This window comes from Acrocarpospora sp. B8E8 (assembly GCF_039871605.1).
Classification (GTDB): Bacteria; Actinomycetota; Actinomycetes; order Streptosporangiales; family Streptosporangiaceae; genus Acrocarpospora; species Acrocarpospora macrocephala.
Genome location: NZ_JBDPLV010000002.1, coordinates 61,035 through 79,818, shown reverse-complemented (window position 1 = coordinate 79,818; position 18,784 = coordinate 61,035). Strand labels below are relative to the sequence as shown.

Here is an 18,784-nt window from a genome sequence, read left to right as displayed (position 1 = left end):
GGTCTCCGCAGCCTCGATCCTTCGATCTGTGCCCGGAGGCGCCGTTCGGGCATGTCCAGCGCCGGGGCTTCCCGCAAGGAACGGATGCAGTTGGTTGTCTCGGGTCTTTGCGTGTCCGAGGTCAGTCGGCGTGAAACAGGGGCTCTGGGTCAGCGGGGCGGGCCCAGAACGATCTGGCCGTAGGCATCGGCGGCTTCGGCCAAGCGCTCCGGGGAGATCTGGAAGCCTTCGGGGCGGGGGGTGGCCAGGTCGCGTCCGGCATGGCGGAACATGCCCTCGATACCGCCCGGGGTGCAGATCATCAGCAGGTCAGCGATGTCGGACGTGATCCGGTAACCGTGGGGGACTTCCTGGGCAGGTAGACGATTCCGCCTTCGGACGTTCCATCTCCTGGTCGTCGGACCGCACCAGCGCGCTGCCCTTGATCAGCATGAACACCTCGTCCTCACGGTTGTGCAGGTGGTACGGCGGCGCCTCTCCCTTGCCGACGGTGAACCGTCCAACGGTCAGCTGCCCGTCCGTGGCCGCGCAGTCGAGGAGGATCGCGAAGACGCCGCCGTCCAGCCATTCGAGCTTTTGCTGCCGATCGGGCTGTGCGAGGTACGCCATGCTCATGACGGAGCGCTTTCCGTGTGTTCGGCGGATCCCCCGGTGGGAATCAGCGCGATGACGGGTATGACCCGTTCAGTCTTGCGCTGATACGCGGCGAAGCCGGGATACCGGCGGGCCTGTTCAGCGAAACGGTCTTCGCGCTCGGCCCCCTGCAGTTCGACCGCCCGCGCCTCGATGGTCTCGTCGCCGACCTCGACCCGTACGCCGGGATGGGCGAGCAGGTTGTGGTACCAGTCGGGGGTTCCGGTCAGACCCGGCCTTGGAGGCGAACACCAGGTAGCGCCCCTCCCCGGGCAGGTACATCATCGGATTGACCCGAGGCGCGCCGGACCGGGCCCCAACGCTGTGCAACAGGAGCAGAGGCGCTCCCGCAAAGTTCCCACCCGACCTTTCCGTGGTTGGCCCGGAACTCGGCGATGGTCTGTGCGTTGAGGTCGGCCGTGTCGGCCATAGTCTTCTCCGGTCTCACCGGTAGCGGTCAGCGTCCAAGGCGCGGAATGGCCCAGACGAATATCCCAATCTTCCACCAGATTACTCTCGGCCCTCGGCCTTGCCCGATCTGCCTGGCTTGCCGTTGTCTGAGGGATGACGCCTCGTGCTGCTGCGCTGTGCGGCGGTCATAGGCCGGGTGCCCGAACTAACCGAATCCGCCCGGTCTCCACTCCCGAACACGGTGCGCGTGCCCCGCTTTTACGTGCCGAAGCGCATCCGCTGATCCAAACGACGTTGGCTCTAGCAAAACCGAGTAAGTTCGCGTTAGCTTGGGAATCGCGTCACCTCGGTGTAATGAGTGCGAAACGTGGATAGCTGATTGACCTGCATCTTTGGCATCACTCCACGGCGAAGTGTGCTAGTTCGTCGCGATGAGTGATGAAGATCATGACGGTGAGTGGTGGCGAAAGATCGATAAGGTGACCGCCTCTCGGATTCCGTAGAGATCGTTACTGAACCGAGAAAGTACGTCAGAACCGGAGGTGCCGCGTGAAGCGACCCACGATCTCCGACATCGCCGCAGAGGCGGGCGTCTCCAAGGGCGCCGTCTCGTATGCGCTGAACGGGCAGGCGGGCGTGTCCGAGGAGACTCGGCAGCGGATACTCGCGATCGCGGACCGGCTGGGGTATCGGGCCAGCGTGGCCGCTAGGGCGTTGGCCGGAGCACGCGCGAAGGTCATCGGCATGGCGTTGCCACGCCCGCCCTCCACGTTGGGCATCGAGCCGTTCTACATGGAGCTGATCAGCGGGCTGGAAGCCGAACTCTCCCTGCATGGGTATGGCCTGCTCCTCCAGATGGTGGCAGACGAGTCAGAGGAGATCACCTGCTACCAAGGTTGGTGGCGGGAGAGTCGGGTGGGCGGCGTTCTAGTCTGCGACCTCCGGGTGCGCGACCGCCGGATCAAGGCCCTGTGTGAAGTGGGACTGCCCGCCGTCGCAATCGGACCGCCCAGCGCGGCGGGATCGCTCGCGAGTATATGGTCCAACGACGGAGTCTCCATGGTCGAGGCAGTGGAATACCTGGCCGCGCTTGGACACCGGCGGATCGCCCGCATCGGGGGTATACCTCAGCTCGCGCACACCGCCATTCGAACTGAGGCGTTTCTGGCGGTCGGCCGTCGCTTGGGACTGGCCGCTGTCATCGCATCCACGGACTACTCGGCCGAGGATGGAGCGCGGGCGACGATCCGTCTCATAGAACTGGCCGCGCCACCGACCGCGCTGATCTACGACAACGACATCATGGCGGTCGCCGGCTTGACGGCCATCCAGGAGGCCGGCCTGTCGGTCCCCGACGACGTGTCGATCGTCGCGTGGGACGACTCGCCGATCTGTCCCTTACTCGACCCACCGCTGACCGCGCTCACCCGGGATATCAACGCGTACGGCGTGCACGCGGCCCGGCTGCTGCTGGCCGCCGTGCGGGGAGCCGGGGTCAAGGATGTGCACGATGAGCCCGCACTTCTGACGCCGCGTGGCAGCACCGCGCCACCGCGCTGGGTGCGCGGCAAGACACCTGTGTAACAGCTCCAAATCGGCCGCTCGCCGGACTTACTTACCGGTAGTGAGCAACATTTCGCCCGAGTTGGAGGCCCGCTTTCCCTCGGCATGGCGGGGAGTCCCCAAAGCCGCGGTGGACTATGTCGCTGGACAGGTGAAGGTCGAGCATGGCCTGCTGGCCGACTACCAGTGGGCGGGCAGCACGATTGAGTACCACCGCTCTCAGATCCGCAAGGCGCCGGGGTTTCGCGAGTCGACCCGGGCCGATGAGGACGCGCTGATCGAGTGGCTGGCCAGTGACATCTGCCCGATGGTGCTGACCAATGAAGGGCTTCGGCCGGCGATGTTGTCGCGTTGCCGGAACCTGAAGATCGAGCCGCCCGGCCGGATGGAGCGCATCGAGCGCGGCTGCCGGGCCCGGTTCGAGCGGGCGTTCTGTGAGCGGGTGACCGGGTGCCTGTCGGCTGACTCGACCGCCGCGCTGGGCCGACCGGCGCGCTCAGTCCACTCTTCTGGTCGCACGCCAACCTGTACGGCACCATCCAGATCGACCTGGACACCCACCTGGATCTGGGCTTGGCCGCCTGAGGTGGCGGGGAAGATCGAACCATGGTGGAATTCCCCCACATCCAATGCCGTTGGGTTGAGGGCGGAGACCCGCTTGTCAAGCGGCGTGGCGATTCTGTGATCTCTCGTCTTGCTTGGCCGGGACGGCGATGGAGACGACGAGGGCAGAAGGAAGAACGTAGGTCGCCGGAGCGGTCTTGGCCAGCAGGTTCTCCCGTGCCCAGGCGCTCATGTGCATGGCCAGGGTGCTCTCTTTTACGGTGTTGAGTGCGGCTGCGATGTCCCGGGGGCGCCACTCGCGCTGCGGGTCGGTGCTCATGATGGCCAGGACGTCGGGAAGGCGAACCGCGAGTTTGGAGGGCACGGGTGGCCCTTGCGGGATCGTGAAGGCGCCCCGTCTCGCCTTGACGAAGATCCCGCGCCTGGCCCACTGGTGCAGGCTTGCGGAGAGGCTTTTGTAGTCCAGTCGCAAGAGCGTGGCCAGCTCGGTCACGGTCCAGGTTCGGTGCGGGTCGGTGCTCATCAGTGCCTGGAGGTCTTCCAGTCGGCTGGTGTGGGAGGGCGTGGGTGGTGGCAGGAGCCGGTCGGGGTGGAGTGGCCGGCGGGCGGGGGCGGGAGTGGCCGAGCAGGCGGCGCTGAGCCGGGCCTGGTTGCTGGGGTGCTGCTCGCCGGGAGCCGTGCCGGTCGCCGCGGCGGGGACGCGGGCGGTTTGCTCGGGTGCGACAACGGTGATGTCGATCGCGGTAACCGTGGTGCTGACCGGCGGCCGGTCTTCGTCGGCGGCGCGGTGGCCGTACCGTGCCGACACGCCCTTGACGGTGCGGGCGCTGATGCGGGGGCGGCGGGCGGGCAGCAGGGACGCGGCGACGGCCTCGGTGATGGGGCTGGTCAGTTCCTGTCCGGGAGTGGGCAGGACAGCGCACGCTCGGGTGATGGTGTCGCGGCTGGCGGTCAGCGCGGCGGTGAAGCCGGCCCGGTCGGGGTCGCAGCCACCGATGGCGTCGGTGGCGTCCAGCATCGCGGTGCGTAGCAGCTGGTAGGCCGTCAGCAGGGCCCACATTTCCTGGCGCAGCCCCTGGGGCGTGCTGGAGCGCAGGACCCGGCCGTGCAGCATGGTGGAGCGCAGCGCGAGGAACGCGATTTCGATCTCCCACCGCTGGTGGTAGAGGGCGAGCAGTTCGGCGGCGGGGTAGCGCCGGGCGCAGGTCAGGGTGGTCACCAGCCGGTAGCGGGCGTGGTGGAGGGTGCCGTCGGCCAAGGTGAGGCTCACCTCCGCGTCGATGATGCGGACCCCGATCCCGGCGATGACTGACAGGTGGGAGCCGTCGTGCAGGACCTGCAGAACCGGTGGCGTGCGGGGAGAGCACACCCGCAGCAGCACGCCGGCTCCGGTGCGGTGGATGGCGCACAGGAACGCGTTGGCATCAAACCCGCGGTCGGCCAGGACCAGCATGCCGCCCGACAGGTGACCGATCAGTTCCAGCGCGGCCTCCACTTCGCCGCGGATCGGGCTGAGCACCGCGCCGAGCAGGGCCCGTGTTCCGGTTTCGACCAGGGCCATGACCATGAGCAAGGGGTAGGAGGCGACCGTCCCGGCTGCGAGTTTGTGCAGGCCCAGCCAGGCGAGGTTGTCGCGGGTCTGGGGAACTCGGGTGGATCGGCAGCCGTCGAAGGCGACAGTGCGCAGTCCCCGATAGGCGACCCCGGGGGTGGTCGGGCGGCCCAGGGGGCCGGCCACGACGTCGAAAGTCTCCCGCAGCGGGTCTGGTCCCAGTCGTTGGCGCAGATCGGTCAGCCCGCTGTCGGTCATTCTCGCGACAGTGGCGCCCATCTGCCGGATCGCGCCGGTCAGGCTATCCCAGACCTGCCGGTAGGACCGCTCGGGGAACAAGGCCAGCGCGAGCACGAAGTACACCCCGACGCGTAAGGGAGCTGAGCGGATCCGTTCGCGCCGGCTCGGGTGATCGAGCACGCTGTCCACCAACTCGAACGGGACGAACCGGGTGAGCGCGCCCAGATGTCCGGGGGCGAAGACACCCTCGGCCATGGTGATGGTCTGGGTCAGAGTCGTCGTGGCACACTGATCCGGCAACGGGACCTCCGGTCATGGATTGTCCTAGATCAACAACCCATCTACCGCAGGTCCCGTTCGCCTGTCTGCTGAAACACGTACTCATCTCGGGAACACAGGCCCTGCTTGGCCCGCCACGAGGGCGCCTCGGCCCTGTTCTCTTGAGCGCCCGGTACGGGAGAACCTGCTGGTCAAGGGCTTCGGCGGCTTATGTGCGCTCCGCCGCCCCGGCGAAGAAGAGGAAGATCACAGACTCATCAAGCCGCTTGACAAGCGGGTCTCCGCCCTCAACCCAACGGCATTGCCCCCACATCTGGATCTGCGTGTACTCCGAGGTCGTCCGCGCCGATTGCGTGGCCTCGGCCTTGGGGAGGATCGGACGGATTTTGGCGGTAGGAACGCGATCTTGACGACGATTCGGTGACGGCGAGCATTTGCCCTGGTTGAGCGTTATACCGTCCTTGTGGATTAGGTGCGGGTGAACCCCAGATCCGTCTCCGCGCGGAGAACGCGCACTCCTGTGCCGGCGCCCCTGGAACCGTCACCGGCAGAGGAGTTTCGTTGCGTTAGTTCACCCCGGAGGTGAGTTCACCGAAGAGTTGGTTCGCTGCGGGAGAGGTGAACTGGCGTTGCAGTTCCGCGCGGGCGATCTGCTTGCGGAACTCTCCTGCGTAGGAGGTGTCGCCGGCATTGTGCATGATCTCGGTGATCCATGCCGCGAACGCCTGGTAGTTCCAGATGTGGCTGAGGCAGGTGTCGGAGTAGCTGTCGAGCAGACTCGAATCGCCCTGCTGGATCTGCCGGATGACGGCGCGGGCGAGCACCTCGGCGTCGTTGAGCGCGAGGTTGATTCCCTTCGCGCTCATCGGGGGGACGATGTGTGCGGCGTCCCCGAGCAGGTAGAGCTTGCCGTGGCTCATGGGGCTGTACACCACGCTCCGCAGGGGAAGGACCCGCTTTTCGATGATCGGGCCGGTCGACACGAAGGTGCCGAAACGGGCTTCCAGTTCGCTCCAGATGCGCTCGTCCGGCCACTGCTCGAGAGTGTCGTCGAGCGGGCACTGAAGGTAGATGCGGCTGGCGTTCGCGCCGCGGGGGATCATCCCGGCAAGGCCGCGGGAGTGGATCGCCATGCCTGAGGGGTGGCGCGTGGCCACCTCGGCCAGGATGCTCAGCCAGGCGTACCCGTACTCGTGGGAGTAGCGGGTCAGGACGCCTTCGGGGATAGTGGCTCGGCTGACGCCGTGGTAGCCGTCGCAGCCGGCGATGAAGTCGCAGCTGATGGCCCTCGGCGCGCCGGCGGTGTCCTGGTAGCGCACCAGGGGGTGCTCGCTGTCGATGTCTTCCAGGCCGACGTCGGCGGCCTCGAAGCGGAGGTCTCCGCCATCGCGGAGGAACACATCGGTGAGGTTGCGGACGAGAACCTGCTGGGGGCAGAAGAGGCTCTCGCTGTCCTCCTCGATGTCGATCGGCATTTCTTCGCCGTCGATGAAGAAGCCGCCCTCGGCCTGGGTGATGGGGTCGCCCTCCACTACCTCTTCGAGCCCCCACTCGCGGAACATGCGCACCCCGCGGGTGTCGAGGGTGCCCGCCCGCTGCCGCTGCTCGACGTATTCGCGACTGTTCTTTTCCAGGACAACGCAGCCGATGCCGTTGCGGAGCAGGAAGTTGCCGAGTGCGAGCCCGGCCACCCCGGCCCCCACGATCACGACGGCAGTGCTCTCGGGTGTTTCTGTCATGTGTTTCGGAGCCTTTTCGAAGTATGCGGTGGTCGAACAGGCCGGAGCGTGGACGACGATGCCGCCTCGGGTGGTGCGGTGTTGTGACCACCACTGTGGACCTCACAGCCATCGCGGCCAACCGGTGAATGGACACCGGATACTGGAAAGCCGCCAACCTGGGGATGCTCGCGCGGCGAGAGCGTCTTTCGGCTGCGGAGGCGGGCTCGGCTACTTCGTGCTCTCGCGCAGGTCCGTTTGGTAGCGGCCCGGGGTCTGGCCGACGACCTCGGTGAATGCGTCGATGAAGCTGGAGGGGTTGGACCAGCCGCACTCGGTCGCGGTGTCGGTGACGGACCGGCCGTTGGTGAGGTGGAGCAAGGCGTGGTGGATGCGCAGGATGGTGCGCCAGCGGTGGAAGCTCATGCCGAGTTCGGTGTGGAACAGGCGGCTCAGGGTGCGTTCGCTGGCTCCTGCGGCGCGCCCCAGATCGGTCAGGGTCGAGCTACGGCCGGGATCGGCGTGCAGGAGGCCGGTGACGGTACGCAGGCGGTCGTCGCGAGGTTCGGGCAGGTGCAGGGACTGCTCGGGGGTCTCGGCGAGTTCGTCGATCACCACCGCGCGCAGTCGTTCGTGGGCGCCGGGGCGGGTCTCTGGCCTCTCGGTGAGCGCCAGGAGGGCTTCTCGCAGCAGAGGGCTTACCGCGAACACGCTGGGGTGCGCCACGAGCGCGCTGCACAGGTCGGTCGGGATGGTGAGCAGACGGACGTCGGTCTCGCCGTAGAAGCGGTGGGAGTGCTCGAATCCGGGCGGCGTCCATGTCGCGCGGTTGGCCGGGGCGACCCAGGTCCCGCGTTCGGTCGTGGTGGCCAGCGCGCCGGCGGCCGCGTAGACCAGCTGACCTTCGGCGTGAGAGTGGGCGTCAATGTGGTAGCCGTGCGGTAGCCAGGATCCACGACGAGGTGTCGCCTCGGGTGGAGTCGAAGACGGCGGCGAGGATTGGCGGGTTTCCGGCATCAGCCGTCAGACTACCGGTGGTGTGGCATCTCACAGCAGGCAGAGGATGGCGACATGAGCAGAGCCACACGATGTGCACCACAGGGACCGTCGATGAGTTGCGGATCGGGCCGATAGCCATGCCGCCCAGACACCAGCGCCCCCGCCACCGACAGATGCTGAACCTGACCGTCCTGCACCGCGAGCGGGTCAGCCCTCACTTCATGACCATCACGCTGAGCGGAGACGACGTCCAGCATCTGGAGCAGAACGGATACGACCAGGCGGGCCGCCTCTTCTTCGCCGGCCCCGGCCAGCACGAAGTCGTATTCCCGAGCAGTGAGAAGTGGATGCTCCAGTACAGCCTGCAACCGGGCAGACGGCGTCCACGCGTCAGGACGTACACGATCCGGCGCTTCAGGCCGCAGATGTCGGCGTTCGACATCGAAATCTGCGTCCACGAGAAGCAGGCCGCCGACACAGCTGCTCCCGGAAACGCTTGGGCGCTGGCGGCCGAGCCCGGCGACACAGTCTCTTTCCTCGACGAGGGATACGGTTTCCTGCCCACCCCAGGCTCCGCCTGGCAGCTCCTCGTCGGCGACGAGAGCGCACTGCCGGCGATTCTCGCGATCCTGGAACGCTCCGCCAACACGCTGCCCGCTGAGGTCTTCCTCGAAGTCCCCGTCGGCGAAGACATCCGCCAGGAGATCACCGCACCTGCGGACACGAACATCCACTGGCTGCCCCGCAACGCCCCCGACATGAGGCCAGGCACTCTCGCTCTCCAGGCCGTCAGAGACGCACACCTCCCCTCAGGCCCCTACTACGCCTGGACAGCGGGCGAATCCTCGTTGGTCACCGGCATTCGCCGGCATCTCATCAACGACCGCGACGTCCCCAGATCCGACATCGCCTTCCGTGGATACTGGAAACACGGCAGAGCCAGCCTCTGACGCGTTCGCCGGGGTCAGCGGCGGCTGTCGCCGGGCGCGAGCAGGCTGGTGACTTGGCGAGTGCGGCGTGTGAGGGGTGGAAATAGCGACGGACGTGTCGGTAAGAAGTCTGCCGGGAGTCCCAAACGGTGATGATCATGGAGTGTTATCGCAGATAGGGGCGCATTGTGCATGGATCTCGTCCTGGGAGAACACTCCTGTGCGACGCTGGTGGACTCCCACTGCTTATCTGCGTAGAAGTGCGAGAGACCCTCTCATGGCGGCGGCGCACCGGCTCAACGTCGCGAGGACGTGCCCCGCCTCCGCGCGGCCGCCGAAGCGTTCCTGGCCACCATCGCCAACCCCACACCGCACGCGCCGACACGATCGCGATCCGGGCGCTGGCGGCCGATTTCGGTGAGCGCGCCGCCCCGGCCGAGTAGGAGGCGAGGCCGGAGCTGACCGCGTCGCGGCCTGGTTCGTGGGCCGGTGGGTTGACGCGGCCGCAGTCATCGTCAACGACCGCCTGGACGCGCTCGGCTCCGCCTGCGCCTGGTGGCGCGACCAGAGCTGGCTGACCGGCGGATTCGCGGGAGCTTAGCGCCCGTCTCCGGGGGGCGAGGCGAGGTACATCCGATGGAGTGGCGATCCGGGTCCGATCGTCCGGTCTAGCATTGTGCTTCCGCGCTGGGATCGATTTCGCATGGAGGGTCGATGAGTGACCAGGTGACGATGAGCGACATCGCTCGTCGCGCCAGCGTCTCCCGCGCGACGGTGTCATACGCGCTCAACGGCCGACCTGGCGTGTCCGAGGCGGTCCGGGAGCGCATCCTGCGCATCGCAGCTGAGATCGATTTCCACTCCAGCGTCCCGGCGAAAGCCCTGCGCGGAGCCGGCACGCACGCGATCGGCATGACGCTGCGGCGGCGCGGCGCCATGGTGACGATCGAAGCGGTTCGAAGACGGCTGATCAGTGGAATCCAGGGTGAGCTTGCCGTTCACGGCTTCGGACTGGTGCTCCAGTTCGTTGACGAAGGTGCGCAGGAGACGGAGGTCTACCGCCTATGGCGCGCCGAGGGGCGTGTGGACGGTGTGATCGTGTGCGATCCGCGGATCGGTGATCCGAGGCCGACCGCGCTGGCCGAAATGGAGATGCAGGCCGTGGTGCTCGGACAGCCCGAGCACCACGAAGTGCCCCCTCACGTGTGGACCGACCCTGTGCTGGCGAGCGAGGAGGTGATCTCCCATCTCGCTGCGCTCGGGCATCAGCACATCGCCCGGATCGGTGGTCCCGAGACGCGCTCCGACCCCTTCTACGCTATCGAGGCCTTCTCCGCGGTGTGCGACCGCGACGGAATCACGGCATCGATCGTCGTGGCCGCGCGGGCGGCTCGTGAGGGAGGCCGCTCCACCCGCCGCCTGCTCATCACACGCCCGCGGCCGACGGCCATCGTGTACGACAGCGACATCATGGCGGTCGCCGGGCTCGGCGTGGCCAGGGAGCTCGGCCTGCGGGTTCCGGCCGACCTGTCGATCCTCGCCTGGGACGACTCGGTTCTCTGCGCGCTCGTCCGGCCGGCCATCACCGCGCTGAGCCGGGATGCCGTTTCCGACGGGGGGCGCGCGGTTCGACTCCTTCTCCGCGGCATAGCGGGTGAACGGCCCGCACACGTCGAGGTGCCGGTGCCGCAGCTGGTGGTCCGGGACAGTACGGGCCGGCTGGACGAGGCTCCCTGAGCCGTCTCGCGACACCTGGGCGACCGCCTGACATGTCGGAACAGACCATTGACACCACCATGATCCAAGCCGTACTTTCGGTGTACTTACTCGGTTAAGCTATGGAGTGTGGAAGGGAACGGGCGAGAGCGGATGCGCTTCGCGGAGGCCCCCTACGTGCCTGGGGTGAGAGCACGTACCACGCTCATATAGCCAGCTCAGACGGAATGATCCCCGTCCACAACATCTCGCGTTGTGCGCGACACGCATGACGATCGATAGCAATACCGGTTCAGTCAAACTTGTCCTAGGCGTTAACCTCAGTGCCCCGGACGGTGCGACCTACCTCTGAGGAGTTTTCGTGACCACCACCCACCTGCTGAACACTCGCTGGACGCTCACAGCGGTGTCGGACGAGGTCGCCATCGCCGACGTGCCGGCGGTCGTGCCTGGGTGCGTTCATACCGATCTCTTGGCCGCCGGACTGATCCCTGACCCGTACCTGGACGACAACGAGGTCAGGCTCGACTGGATCGGCCGTACCACCTGGGCGTACGAGACGATCTTCCATTGGTCGCCCGACGAGCACGCCAACACGGACCTTGTCTGCGACGGCCTCGACACGGTGGCCACGCTGCTCCTCAACGGGGTGGAGATCGCACGGACCGCCAATCAGCACCGCTCGTATCGGTTCCCCGTGCGTCACCTCCTCGAGGAGGGAGACAACCACCTCATCGTGATCTTCGATTCCGCCTACGAGTACGCCGAGCGTCACAAGAAGACGCTGGGTGCCCGGCCGGGAGCCTACGAGGAGCCTTATCAGTTCATCCGCAAGATGGCGTGTAACTTCGGGTGGGACTGGGGCCCGACGCTGGTCACCGCGGGGATCTGGAAGCCCATCGCCCTGGAGAGCTGGACGGGTGCGCGCCTTGCGGAGGTGCGGCCGTTGGTCACCACGCAGCCGGGCCGGGACGGCGTGGACGGACGCGTCGAGGTCCACGTCACGATCGACGGCGCCACCGGCGAGCCGGTGACCGTCAGCGCCGAGGTCGGTGGCGTGTCCGCTCAAATGGTCCTGGCGGCCGGCGACCAGGGAGGAGTGCTGTCGCTCACCGTGCCCTCACCCGCTCTGTGGTGGCCTCGTGGTCACGGCTCCCCGGCCCGCTACCAGCTGGTCGTACGACTGGGCGACCAGGTCTGGACCCGCATGATCGGCTTCCGGTCGATCGAACTGAACCGCGACGCCTTCGCCATGACGGTCAATCAGGTGCCGGTATTCGTCCGAGGCGTGAACTGGATCCCGGCCGACTGTTTTCCCACGCGGGTGACCCGCGAGCTCCTGGCCGATCGGTTCGACCAGGCGATCGACGCGAACGTCAACCTGCTGCGCGTCTGGGGCGGAGGCCTGTACGAGAGCGAGGACTTCTACGATCTGGCCGACGAACTGGGCCTGATGGTCTGGCAGGACTTCCCATTCGCCTGCGCCGCCTACCCAGAGGAGGAGCCCTTCCGGAGCGAGGTGGAGGCCGAGGCCCGGCAGAACATCGCCCGTCTCAGCCCGCACCCCAGTCTGGTGCTCTGGTGCGGCAACAACGAAAACATCGAGGGCCACGCCGACTGGGGATGGCAGGACACCCTGGCGGGCCGGACCTGGGGCGGCGGCTTCTACTTCGACCTGCTTCCCGGCCTCGTCGCCGAGCTTGATCCGTCGCGTCCGTACTGGCCAGGGACGCCGTACTCGGGAGCACCGAATCTGCCGCCCAATGACCCGTCTACGGGCACCATCCACATCTGGGACGTGTGGAATCGTCAGGACTACCTTCACTACGGCACTCTCCGACCGCGCTTCGTCGCCGAGTTCGGCTTTCAAGGGCCACCCTCATACGCTGTCATGCGCCAGTCGATCAGCGGTGAACTCACCGCCGATGCGCCGCTCGTCCTTCACCACCAGAAGGCCGAGGACGGCAACGCCAAGTTGCTGCGAGGCCTGCGGTCGCACCTGCCCGAACCCCAGACGTTCGATGACTGGCACTATCTGACTCAGCTCAACCAGGCGCGCGCCATCACCTATGGCGTCGAGCACTTCCGAGCGCAGATGCCCGATTGCATGGGCACGATCCTGTGGCAGCTCAACGACTGCTGGCCAGTGACGTCGTGGGCGGCCATCGACGGCGGAGGGCACCGCAAGCCCTTGTGGTACGCCCTCCGGCGCATATACGCCGACCGCCTGCTGACCGTTCGCGACGGCGTAGTGACCGCGATCAATGACAGTCCCTACCCGTGGCAGGGCGAGATCACCGTGATCCGCTCCGGGTTGGACGGCGACCCACTCGCCAAGGAGATCGTGCCGCTTTCCGCGGACGCCAGGGGCGTTCAGCGGATCGCCCTTCCCGGAACGATCTCCGCACCGGATGATCCGGCGGCAGAACTGATCATCGCCTCCGTCGAGGAGCACCGTGTTGTCGGTTTCTTCGCCGAGGACATCCGGATCGACTGGCCGATCGCTCAATACGACACCCACGTGGTCCGGGTCGCCAGCGGCTACAGGGTCACCGTGAGCGCACACACGCTCCTGCGCGACCTGGCGATCTTCCCCGACCGCCTCGACCCGCACGCGACGGTAGACGACATGCTGCTGACACTGCTCCCCGGCGAGATCGCGGATATTACCGTCACCACCGACCGAGACCTGGACCTGGCGGCACTGGTCCGCTCGCCTGTGCTGCGCGTCGTGAACGAGCGCCCTCGATGAACGTGCTGGCTGCGAATCGGTCCCACCACCTTTGAGCCGCGACGCCGGCCTCCTGGGAGCCGCGGCCCTGGCCCCCTCCAGCCCAGCGCTGGTTGCTCACCCCCCGCACCGCCAAGGAGTACCCTCATGAAATGGACCAGGTGGCTCATCGCCGCGATGGTCGTCGCCATGGGCTCGACAGTGACGGCGACCACCCCGGCCGCCGCATCCCCGTCGGACTTCGTCGCCCGCCACGGATCGCAGTTCACGCTCAACGGTGAACCTTTCCGTTATGCGGGCACCAACAACTACTACCTGATGTACCGCTCACCGGCGATGGTCGACGATGTCTTCGCCAAGGCGAAGGCCGCCAAACTCTCGGTGATCCGCACCTGGGGTTCGCTCGACATCGGCAACCAGGATGGAAGCGACTCGATCCACCACAAGGAGGACGGCGTCTATTTCCAATATTGGGACGGCGCCAAGCCCGCCTACAACGATGGAGTCGACGGCCTAGAGCACCTGGACTACGTCCTGTGGAAGGCTCGGCAGTCGGGAATCAAACTGATCATCCCCTTCATCAACAACTGGAGCGCGTTCGGCGGCATCGACCAGTACGTTCGGTGGGCCCGGGGCACGTACCACGACGACTTCTACACCAATCCCACCATCAAGGAGTGGTATGCCGACTGGGTCGACCACCTGCTGAACCGGGTCAACACCATCACCGGAATCAAGTACAAGGACGACCCCACCGTCATGGCCTGGGAGCTCGCCAACGAGCCGCGTTGCAAGGGATCGGGCAACTATCCCACCTCGCCCACCTGCTCCACAACCAAGCTCAACACATGGGTGGCGGAGATGTCCAAGCATGTGAAATCGATTGATCGGCGTCATCTGGTGAGCGTCGGCGATGAGGGCTTCTACTGCAGCGCCTCAGGCACCGACTTCACGGACGACTGCTCCGAAGGCGTGGACACTCTCGCCTTCGCCTCGCTTCCCAGCATCGACTTCATGTCGCTCCACCTGTACCCCGACCACTGGACCAAGGACATGGCCTGGGGCACGAAGTGGATCACACGACACACATCGGATGCGCGCAGGCTGGGCAAGCCGGTGGTCCTGGGCGAGTTCGGCCTCCTCGACAAGGCCACGCGCAACCCGACGTACCGCGCCTGGCTCGATGCCTTCATCCGCGGCGGCGGCGACGGCTTCAACTACTGGATGACGGCCGGGACGCAGGACGACGGCACTCTGTACCCGGACTTCGACGGCTTCACCGTCTACTGTCCCAGCCCGGTGTGCCAGACCATCACCAACGCCGGCGCCATGATGCGCGGCAAGCTGCCGATCTTCCCGCCGGTGGCGGACAACGACACTGGCGTCGCCACCTTCGACACGCCGGTCACCATCGGCGTCACAACGAACGACATCGCCTACCTGGCCAAGATCCGCGATGACAGCATCGATCTCGATCCGAGTCGGCCGGGGCGGCAGATCTCGCGGGTCACCGCGTCGGGCACCTTCGCGGCGGCGTCAGGAAAGATCACTTTCAGTCCGGCCGCCGGGTTCAGTGGGAAGGTCGACACGAACTACACGGTTCGCGACACGCTGCTCCGCCTCTCCAACGCCGCCACCCTGTCGATCGTCGTGAAGCCCGACCCCGGCGCCGCCGTAGCCATCGCCTCGTTCGAGGACGGTGTCCAGGGGTGGGCGCCCGCGAGCTGGCAGACCGACGCGGGGACGGTGGCGGCGTCGGACCAGCACGCGACCGACGGCCTGGGTAGTTTGCGCATCGACGCCACCGGCGGTGGCTGGTTCGGCGTCACGTTGCCCGAACCGCTGGACCTGTCGGCCAAGGGCAGCGTGAAGTTCGATCTGCGCAGCACGACGACCGGGACCTCGACCAACGTCGCCTTCCAGACCGGGCCGGACTTCACCTGGTGCCAGTCGACGTGGGGTTACCAGAATCTGGAGACCGCCGGCACGGTGGAGGCGGACCTGCTCTCCGGGCTGTCGTGCACCACACAGGATCTGACCGACATCCGCGGCATTTATGTCTGGGCCAGCTCGGGCACGTTCTATATCGACAACATCCGAGCTGAATAACAGCCCCTCGCGCGGACGCCAGAGGAATGGCGTCCGCACGAGGTTCCAACCGAGTCCCTCTTCGGAGCATTTTTGAATTAGCAATTATGGAACGATCCACAGAATTTTCGAAATCGTCAGTTAACCGCCGTAAAACTATTGAAACTAAAATGGTTCAGCCCTTGACTCGAGAGTGTCGGGACCTCGCGTCCGGCTTTCCCAACTCGTCAGGGAGACGCACACCATGAACGGCCATCCCCCCACGATGAGGCGCCCGCGCCCCATCACCGTCTGGGCACTCGTCCTCGCGGTCGTCCTCGCAGCCGCCGGAATCACCCTGTTACGGCCACAGACGGCCTCTGCCGCGCCTGCCGGCTTCGCCTACCGCTGCGGAGTCAATTTCTGCCTCGACGGCAACAAGTATTTCTTTGGCGGCGCCAATACCTACGACGTGTTCACGTACGGCGGCGCCTGGGGCGACACCGAGACGCAGTACATGGACAAGGGCCTGATCGACGCGCAATTCGCGCGGCTGAAGGCCGACAAGGTCAGTGTGCTGCGGCTCTGGCTCTTCAGCCACGAGAGCTGGCATGGCTTCGAAACAGAGAAAGGCGTCTACAACGAGCAGCAGTTCGCCCTATTCGACTACATCATCCAGTCGGCCAAGAGCCATGGGGTCAAGTTGCTGCCCGTCTTCGAGAACTACTGGGAGGCGTACGGAGGCATTGACACCCGGCTGCGATGGGAAGGGCTGTCCGGCGGTCACCCGCAGCGCGCGGCCTTCTTCGACAAGACCAAGTGCGCTGGCTGCTTCACGTCGTACAAGAACTACGTCAGTTACGTCCTCAACCGCACGAACCACTACAGCGGAGTGAAGTACAAGGACGAGCCGACGATCTTCGCGTGGGAGCTGATGAATGAGCCCCGCTACCAGGACGTCAGCGCGGCCGAGAACACCAGCGGGGCCACGCTGCGCAAGTGGGTCGATGAGATGGGGGCCTTCGTCAAGGGTATCGACCCCAACCACATGCTCGGCACCGGCCTCGAAGGGCACGAGACTCGATACGGGTTCGGCGGTGATGAGGGAAACCCCTTCATCTACATCCACCAGTCGCCCTACATCGACTTCACCTCGGCCCATCCCTACCCGACCGAGTCATGGGCCGACCTGGACCTCAACGAGACCAAGGCCCTGATCCGCGCCTGGATCTCCGACTCCCACAACATCGTCGGAAAGCCCTTCTACATGGGCGAATTCAGTACGCACAACGTCGACCGCACCACCTGGTGGAACGCGATCTTCCAGGAGTTCGAGGCGGCCGGTGGCGACGGCACCGGCTTCTGGTGGTACCAGAACCGCAGCATCGACGGGAAGTTCGGCGTCTCCGAAGGCGCTCCCGAGTTGGCGGCGTTCCGCGACCACTCCGACCGTCAGGCGGCCAAGAACGGGCCTGCCCCGAGCGGTTCCCCTTCGCCGTCCCCCTCGCCGTCGGCGAGCCCCAGCCCGTCCCCCTCGCCGTCCCCGTCGCCCACCCCCACATCGTCGAGCGCGTTCGTGAAGGCGGCGAACGGCTCCTTCGTCCTGAACGGCCAGCCTTTCAAGTTCGGCGGCACGAACAACTACTACCTGCACTACAAGCCGCCCGCCATGGTCGATGACGTCTTCGCCGACGCCCGGGACACGAACCTCAAGGTCGTCCGCGCGTGGACCATGATCGACCGCGGCTCGCTGGACGGGTCGGTGCCCAATGTCGACGGCGTGGGGCACAAGGACGGCTACTACATGCAGTACTGGGACCCGGCCACAGGGAAGCCGGTCGTGAACGACTCGGCCACGGGGCTGCGACAGCTCGACTACATGCTCGCCTCGGCGAAGCAGCACAGCGTCAAGTTGATCCTCACGCTGACGAACAACTGGAAAGAGTTCGGCGGCATGGACCAGTACGTGCGCTGGCGTGGCGGGCAGTACCACGACCAGTTCTACACCGACGCCACCATCAGGGGCTGGTACAAGAACTGGGCGTCGACCCTGATCAACCGCACGAACACCGTGACAGGAACCAAGTACAAGGACGATCCGACCATCTTCGCCTGGGAGCTCGCCAATGAGCCCCGCTGCTCCAACGGCAACCTGGGATACTCCAGCTCCTGCAACACCCAGACGATCATTGACTGGGCAAGCGAGATGTCGACGTACATCAAGAACCTCGACCCCAACCACATGGTCGCGGTCGGCGACGAGGGTTTCCTCAAGCGGAACAACCAGAGCGACTGGGCCTATAACGCCGGTGAGGGCGTCGACCACGAGGCGCTGACCTCGCTGTCCAAGGTCGACTTCGGCACCTACCACCTCTACCCCAACCACTGGGGTAAGAGCGCCGACTGGGGCACGCAGTGGATCAAGGACCACAACACCGCCGCCGCCGGCTACAACAAGCCCGTCATCCTGGAGGAGTTCGGCTACCAGGACCAGGGCCAGCGCGACGGGGTCTACCAGTCGTGGACTGACGCGGTGCGCACTGGAGGCGGCGACGGCTGGAACTTCTGGATCCTGACCGGCGTCCAGGAGGACGGTTCCCTTTACCCCGACTATGACGGCTTCCGGGTCACCTACCCGTCGACCACGGCCACGGTGCTGAAGAGCGCTGCCGCGGCGATCGGCGGCACTCCGGACCCGAGCCCGTCGCCGTCCCCGAGCCCTTCCCCGTCTCCCTCCCCGTCTCCGAGTCCGTCTCCCTCCCCGTCCCCGTCTCCCGGAGGCGCCTGCACGGTGACGTACAAGATCTCGGATTGGGGAAGCAGCTTCAACGCCGATGTGACCATCAAAAACAACGGCGTGGCCGCGGTCAACGGCTGGACACTGAAGTGGACGTTCCCTGGCAACCAGACGATCAACAGCGTGTGGAATGCCAGGGCCACCCAGAGCGGTAAGGCGGTCACTGCCGTCAACGAGCCGTGGACCGCGGTCATCCCGGCCGGCGGCACCGTCAACTTCGGCATGAGCGCCTACTCCATCGCGGGTACGAACGGTGTCCCGTCGAGCTTCACGCTGAACAACGCCATCTGCACGAAGGGATAATCAGCGAGCTGAGGGCCGGAGCTCCGGCCCTCAGCTTTCACCTTCTCAGGGCGTTTCCCCTTTCTGGGAGGCGCCCTGTGATCGTGCTCCAGCTCGGCGCGCAGTCGCCGACCTGTCGGCGACTCTCAACCCCATGCTCGACCAGCTGTTGACCAGCATGCACGCCACCCGCCGCTTCACCGCCGACGCGGGCCACGAACTCCGCACCCCGCTGACCACCCTCGGCATGAACCTGGAGATCCTGCGGCGCGGCTCCGGTCTGCCCGCCAGCCAGCGGGAGCA

General features: G+C 66.1%; 12 protein-coding genes. 7 read left to right on the top strand and 5 right to left on the bottom strand.

Features of this window, described 5'->3' with window-relative positions:
- Nucleotides 1-149: 149 nt before the first annotated feature.
- Complete coding sequence (locus ABGB08_RS03055) at nt 150-302, bottom strand: hypothetical protein (protein WP_347585970.1); 153 nt, start codon at nt 300-302, stop codon at nt 150-152.
- A 7-nt stretch (nt 303-309) separates the two neighbouring features.
- Nucleotides 310-609 carry a hypothetical protein gene (locus ABGB08_RS03050; RefSeq protein WP_347585968.1) on the bottom strand — a complete coding sequence of 100 codons (300 nt, stop codon included), beginning with the start codon at nt 607-609 and terminating at the stop codon, nt 310-312.
- A gap of 984 nt (nt 610-1,593) precedes the next feature.
- Here ABGB08_RS03050 and ABGB08_RS03045 point away from each other — a divergent pair.
- A complete protein-coding gene (locus ABGB08_RS03045) occupies nt 1,594-2,628 on the top strand; it encodes a LacI family DNA-binding transcriptional regulator (RefSeq protein ID WP_347585966.1) in 1,035 nt (344 codons plus the stop codon).
- A gap of 40 nt (nt 2,629-2,668) precedes the next feature.
- Nucleotides 2,669-3,292 carry a DUF4158 domain-containing protein gene (locus ABGB08_RS03040; protein ID WP_347585964.1) on the top strand — a complete coding sequence of 208 codons (624 nt, stop codon included), beginning with the start codon at nt 2,669-2,671 and terminating at the stop codon, nt 3,290-3,292.
- Here the strand turns inward: ABGB08_RS03040 and ABGB08_RS03035 are convergent.
- From ABGB08_RS03035 to ABGB08_RS03025, 3 genes are all read right to left on the bottom strand, one after another.
- Nucleotides 3,269-5,263, bottom strand: coding sequence for an IS4 family transposase (locus ABGB08_RS03035; RefSeq protein ID WP_347585962.1), 1,995 nt, complete (start codon nt 5,261-5,263; stop codon nt 3,269-3,271). The genes ABGB08_RS03040 and ABGB08_RS03035 overlap by 24 nt on opposite strands.
- A 545-nt stretch (nt 5,264-5,808) precedes the next feature.
- Complete coding sequence (locus ABGB08_RS03030) at nt 5,809-6,981, bottom strand: 4-hydroxybenzoate 3-monooxygenase (RefSeq protein WP_347585959.1); 1,173 nt, start codon at nt 6,979-6,981, stop codon at nt 5,809-5,811.
- 210 nt (nt 6,982-7,191) lie between these two features.
- Entirely contained in the window at nt 7,192-7,977 is a 786-nt protein-coding gene (locus ABGB08_RS03025; protein WP_347585957.1) for a helix-turn-helix transcriptional regulator, read from the bottom strand.
- 155 nt (nt 7,978-8,132) lie between these two features.
- Here ABGB08_RS03025 and ABGB08_RS03020 point away from each other — a divergent pair, with 155 nt between their 5' ends.
- The 5 genes from ABGB08_RS03020 (at nt 8,133) to ABGB08_RS03000 (ending at nt 18,502) form a co-directional block, all read left to right on the top strand.
- A complete protein-coding gene (locus ABGB08_RS03020; RefSeq protein ID WP_347585955.1) occupies nt 8,133-8,909 on the top strand; it encodes a siderophore-interacting protein in 777 nt (258 codons plus the stop codon).
- A gap of 693 nt (nt 8,910-9,602) precedes the next feature.
- A complete protein-coding gene (locus ABGB08_RS03015) occupies nt 9,603-10,625 on the top strand; it encodes a LacI family DNA-binding transcriptional regulator (protein WP_347585953.1) in 1,023 nt (340 codons plus the stop codon).
- Between the two features lie 340 nt (nt 10,626-10,965).
- On the top strand, nt 10,966-13,356 hold the full coding sequence (locus tag ABGB08_RS03010; RefSeq protein ID WP_347585951.1) for a glycoside hydrolase family 2 protein: 2,391 nt from the start codon (nt 10,966-10,968) through the stop codon (nt 13,354-13,356).
- Nucleotides 13,357-13,482: 126 nt separating this feature from the next.
- Nucleotides 13,483-15,444: a cellulase family glycosylhydrolase gene (locus ABGB08_RS03005; protein WP_347585949.1), complete on the top strand. Its 1,962-nt coding sequence runs from the start codon at nt 13,483-13,485 to the stop codon at nt 15,442-15,444.
- Nucleotides 15,445-15,688: 244 nt separating this feature from the next.
- Nucleotides 15,689-18,502: a cellulose binding domain-containing protein gene (locus ABGB08_RS03000; protein WP_347585947.1), complete on the top strand. Its 2,814-nt coding sequence runs from the start codon at nt 15,689-15,691 to the stop codon at nt 18,500-18,502.
- The last annotated feature ends 282 nt before the right edge of the window (nt 18,503-18,784 follow it).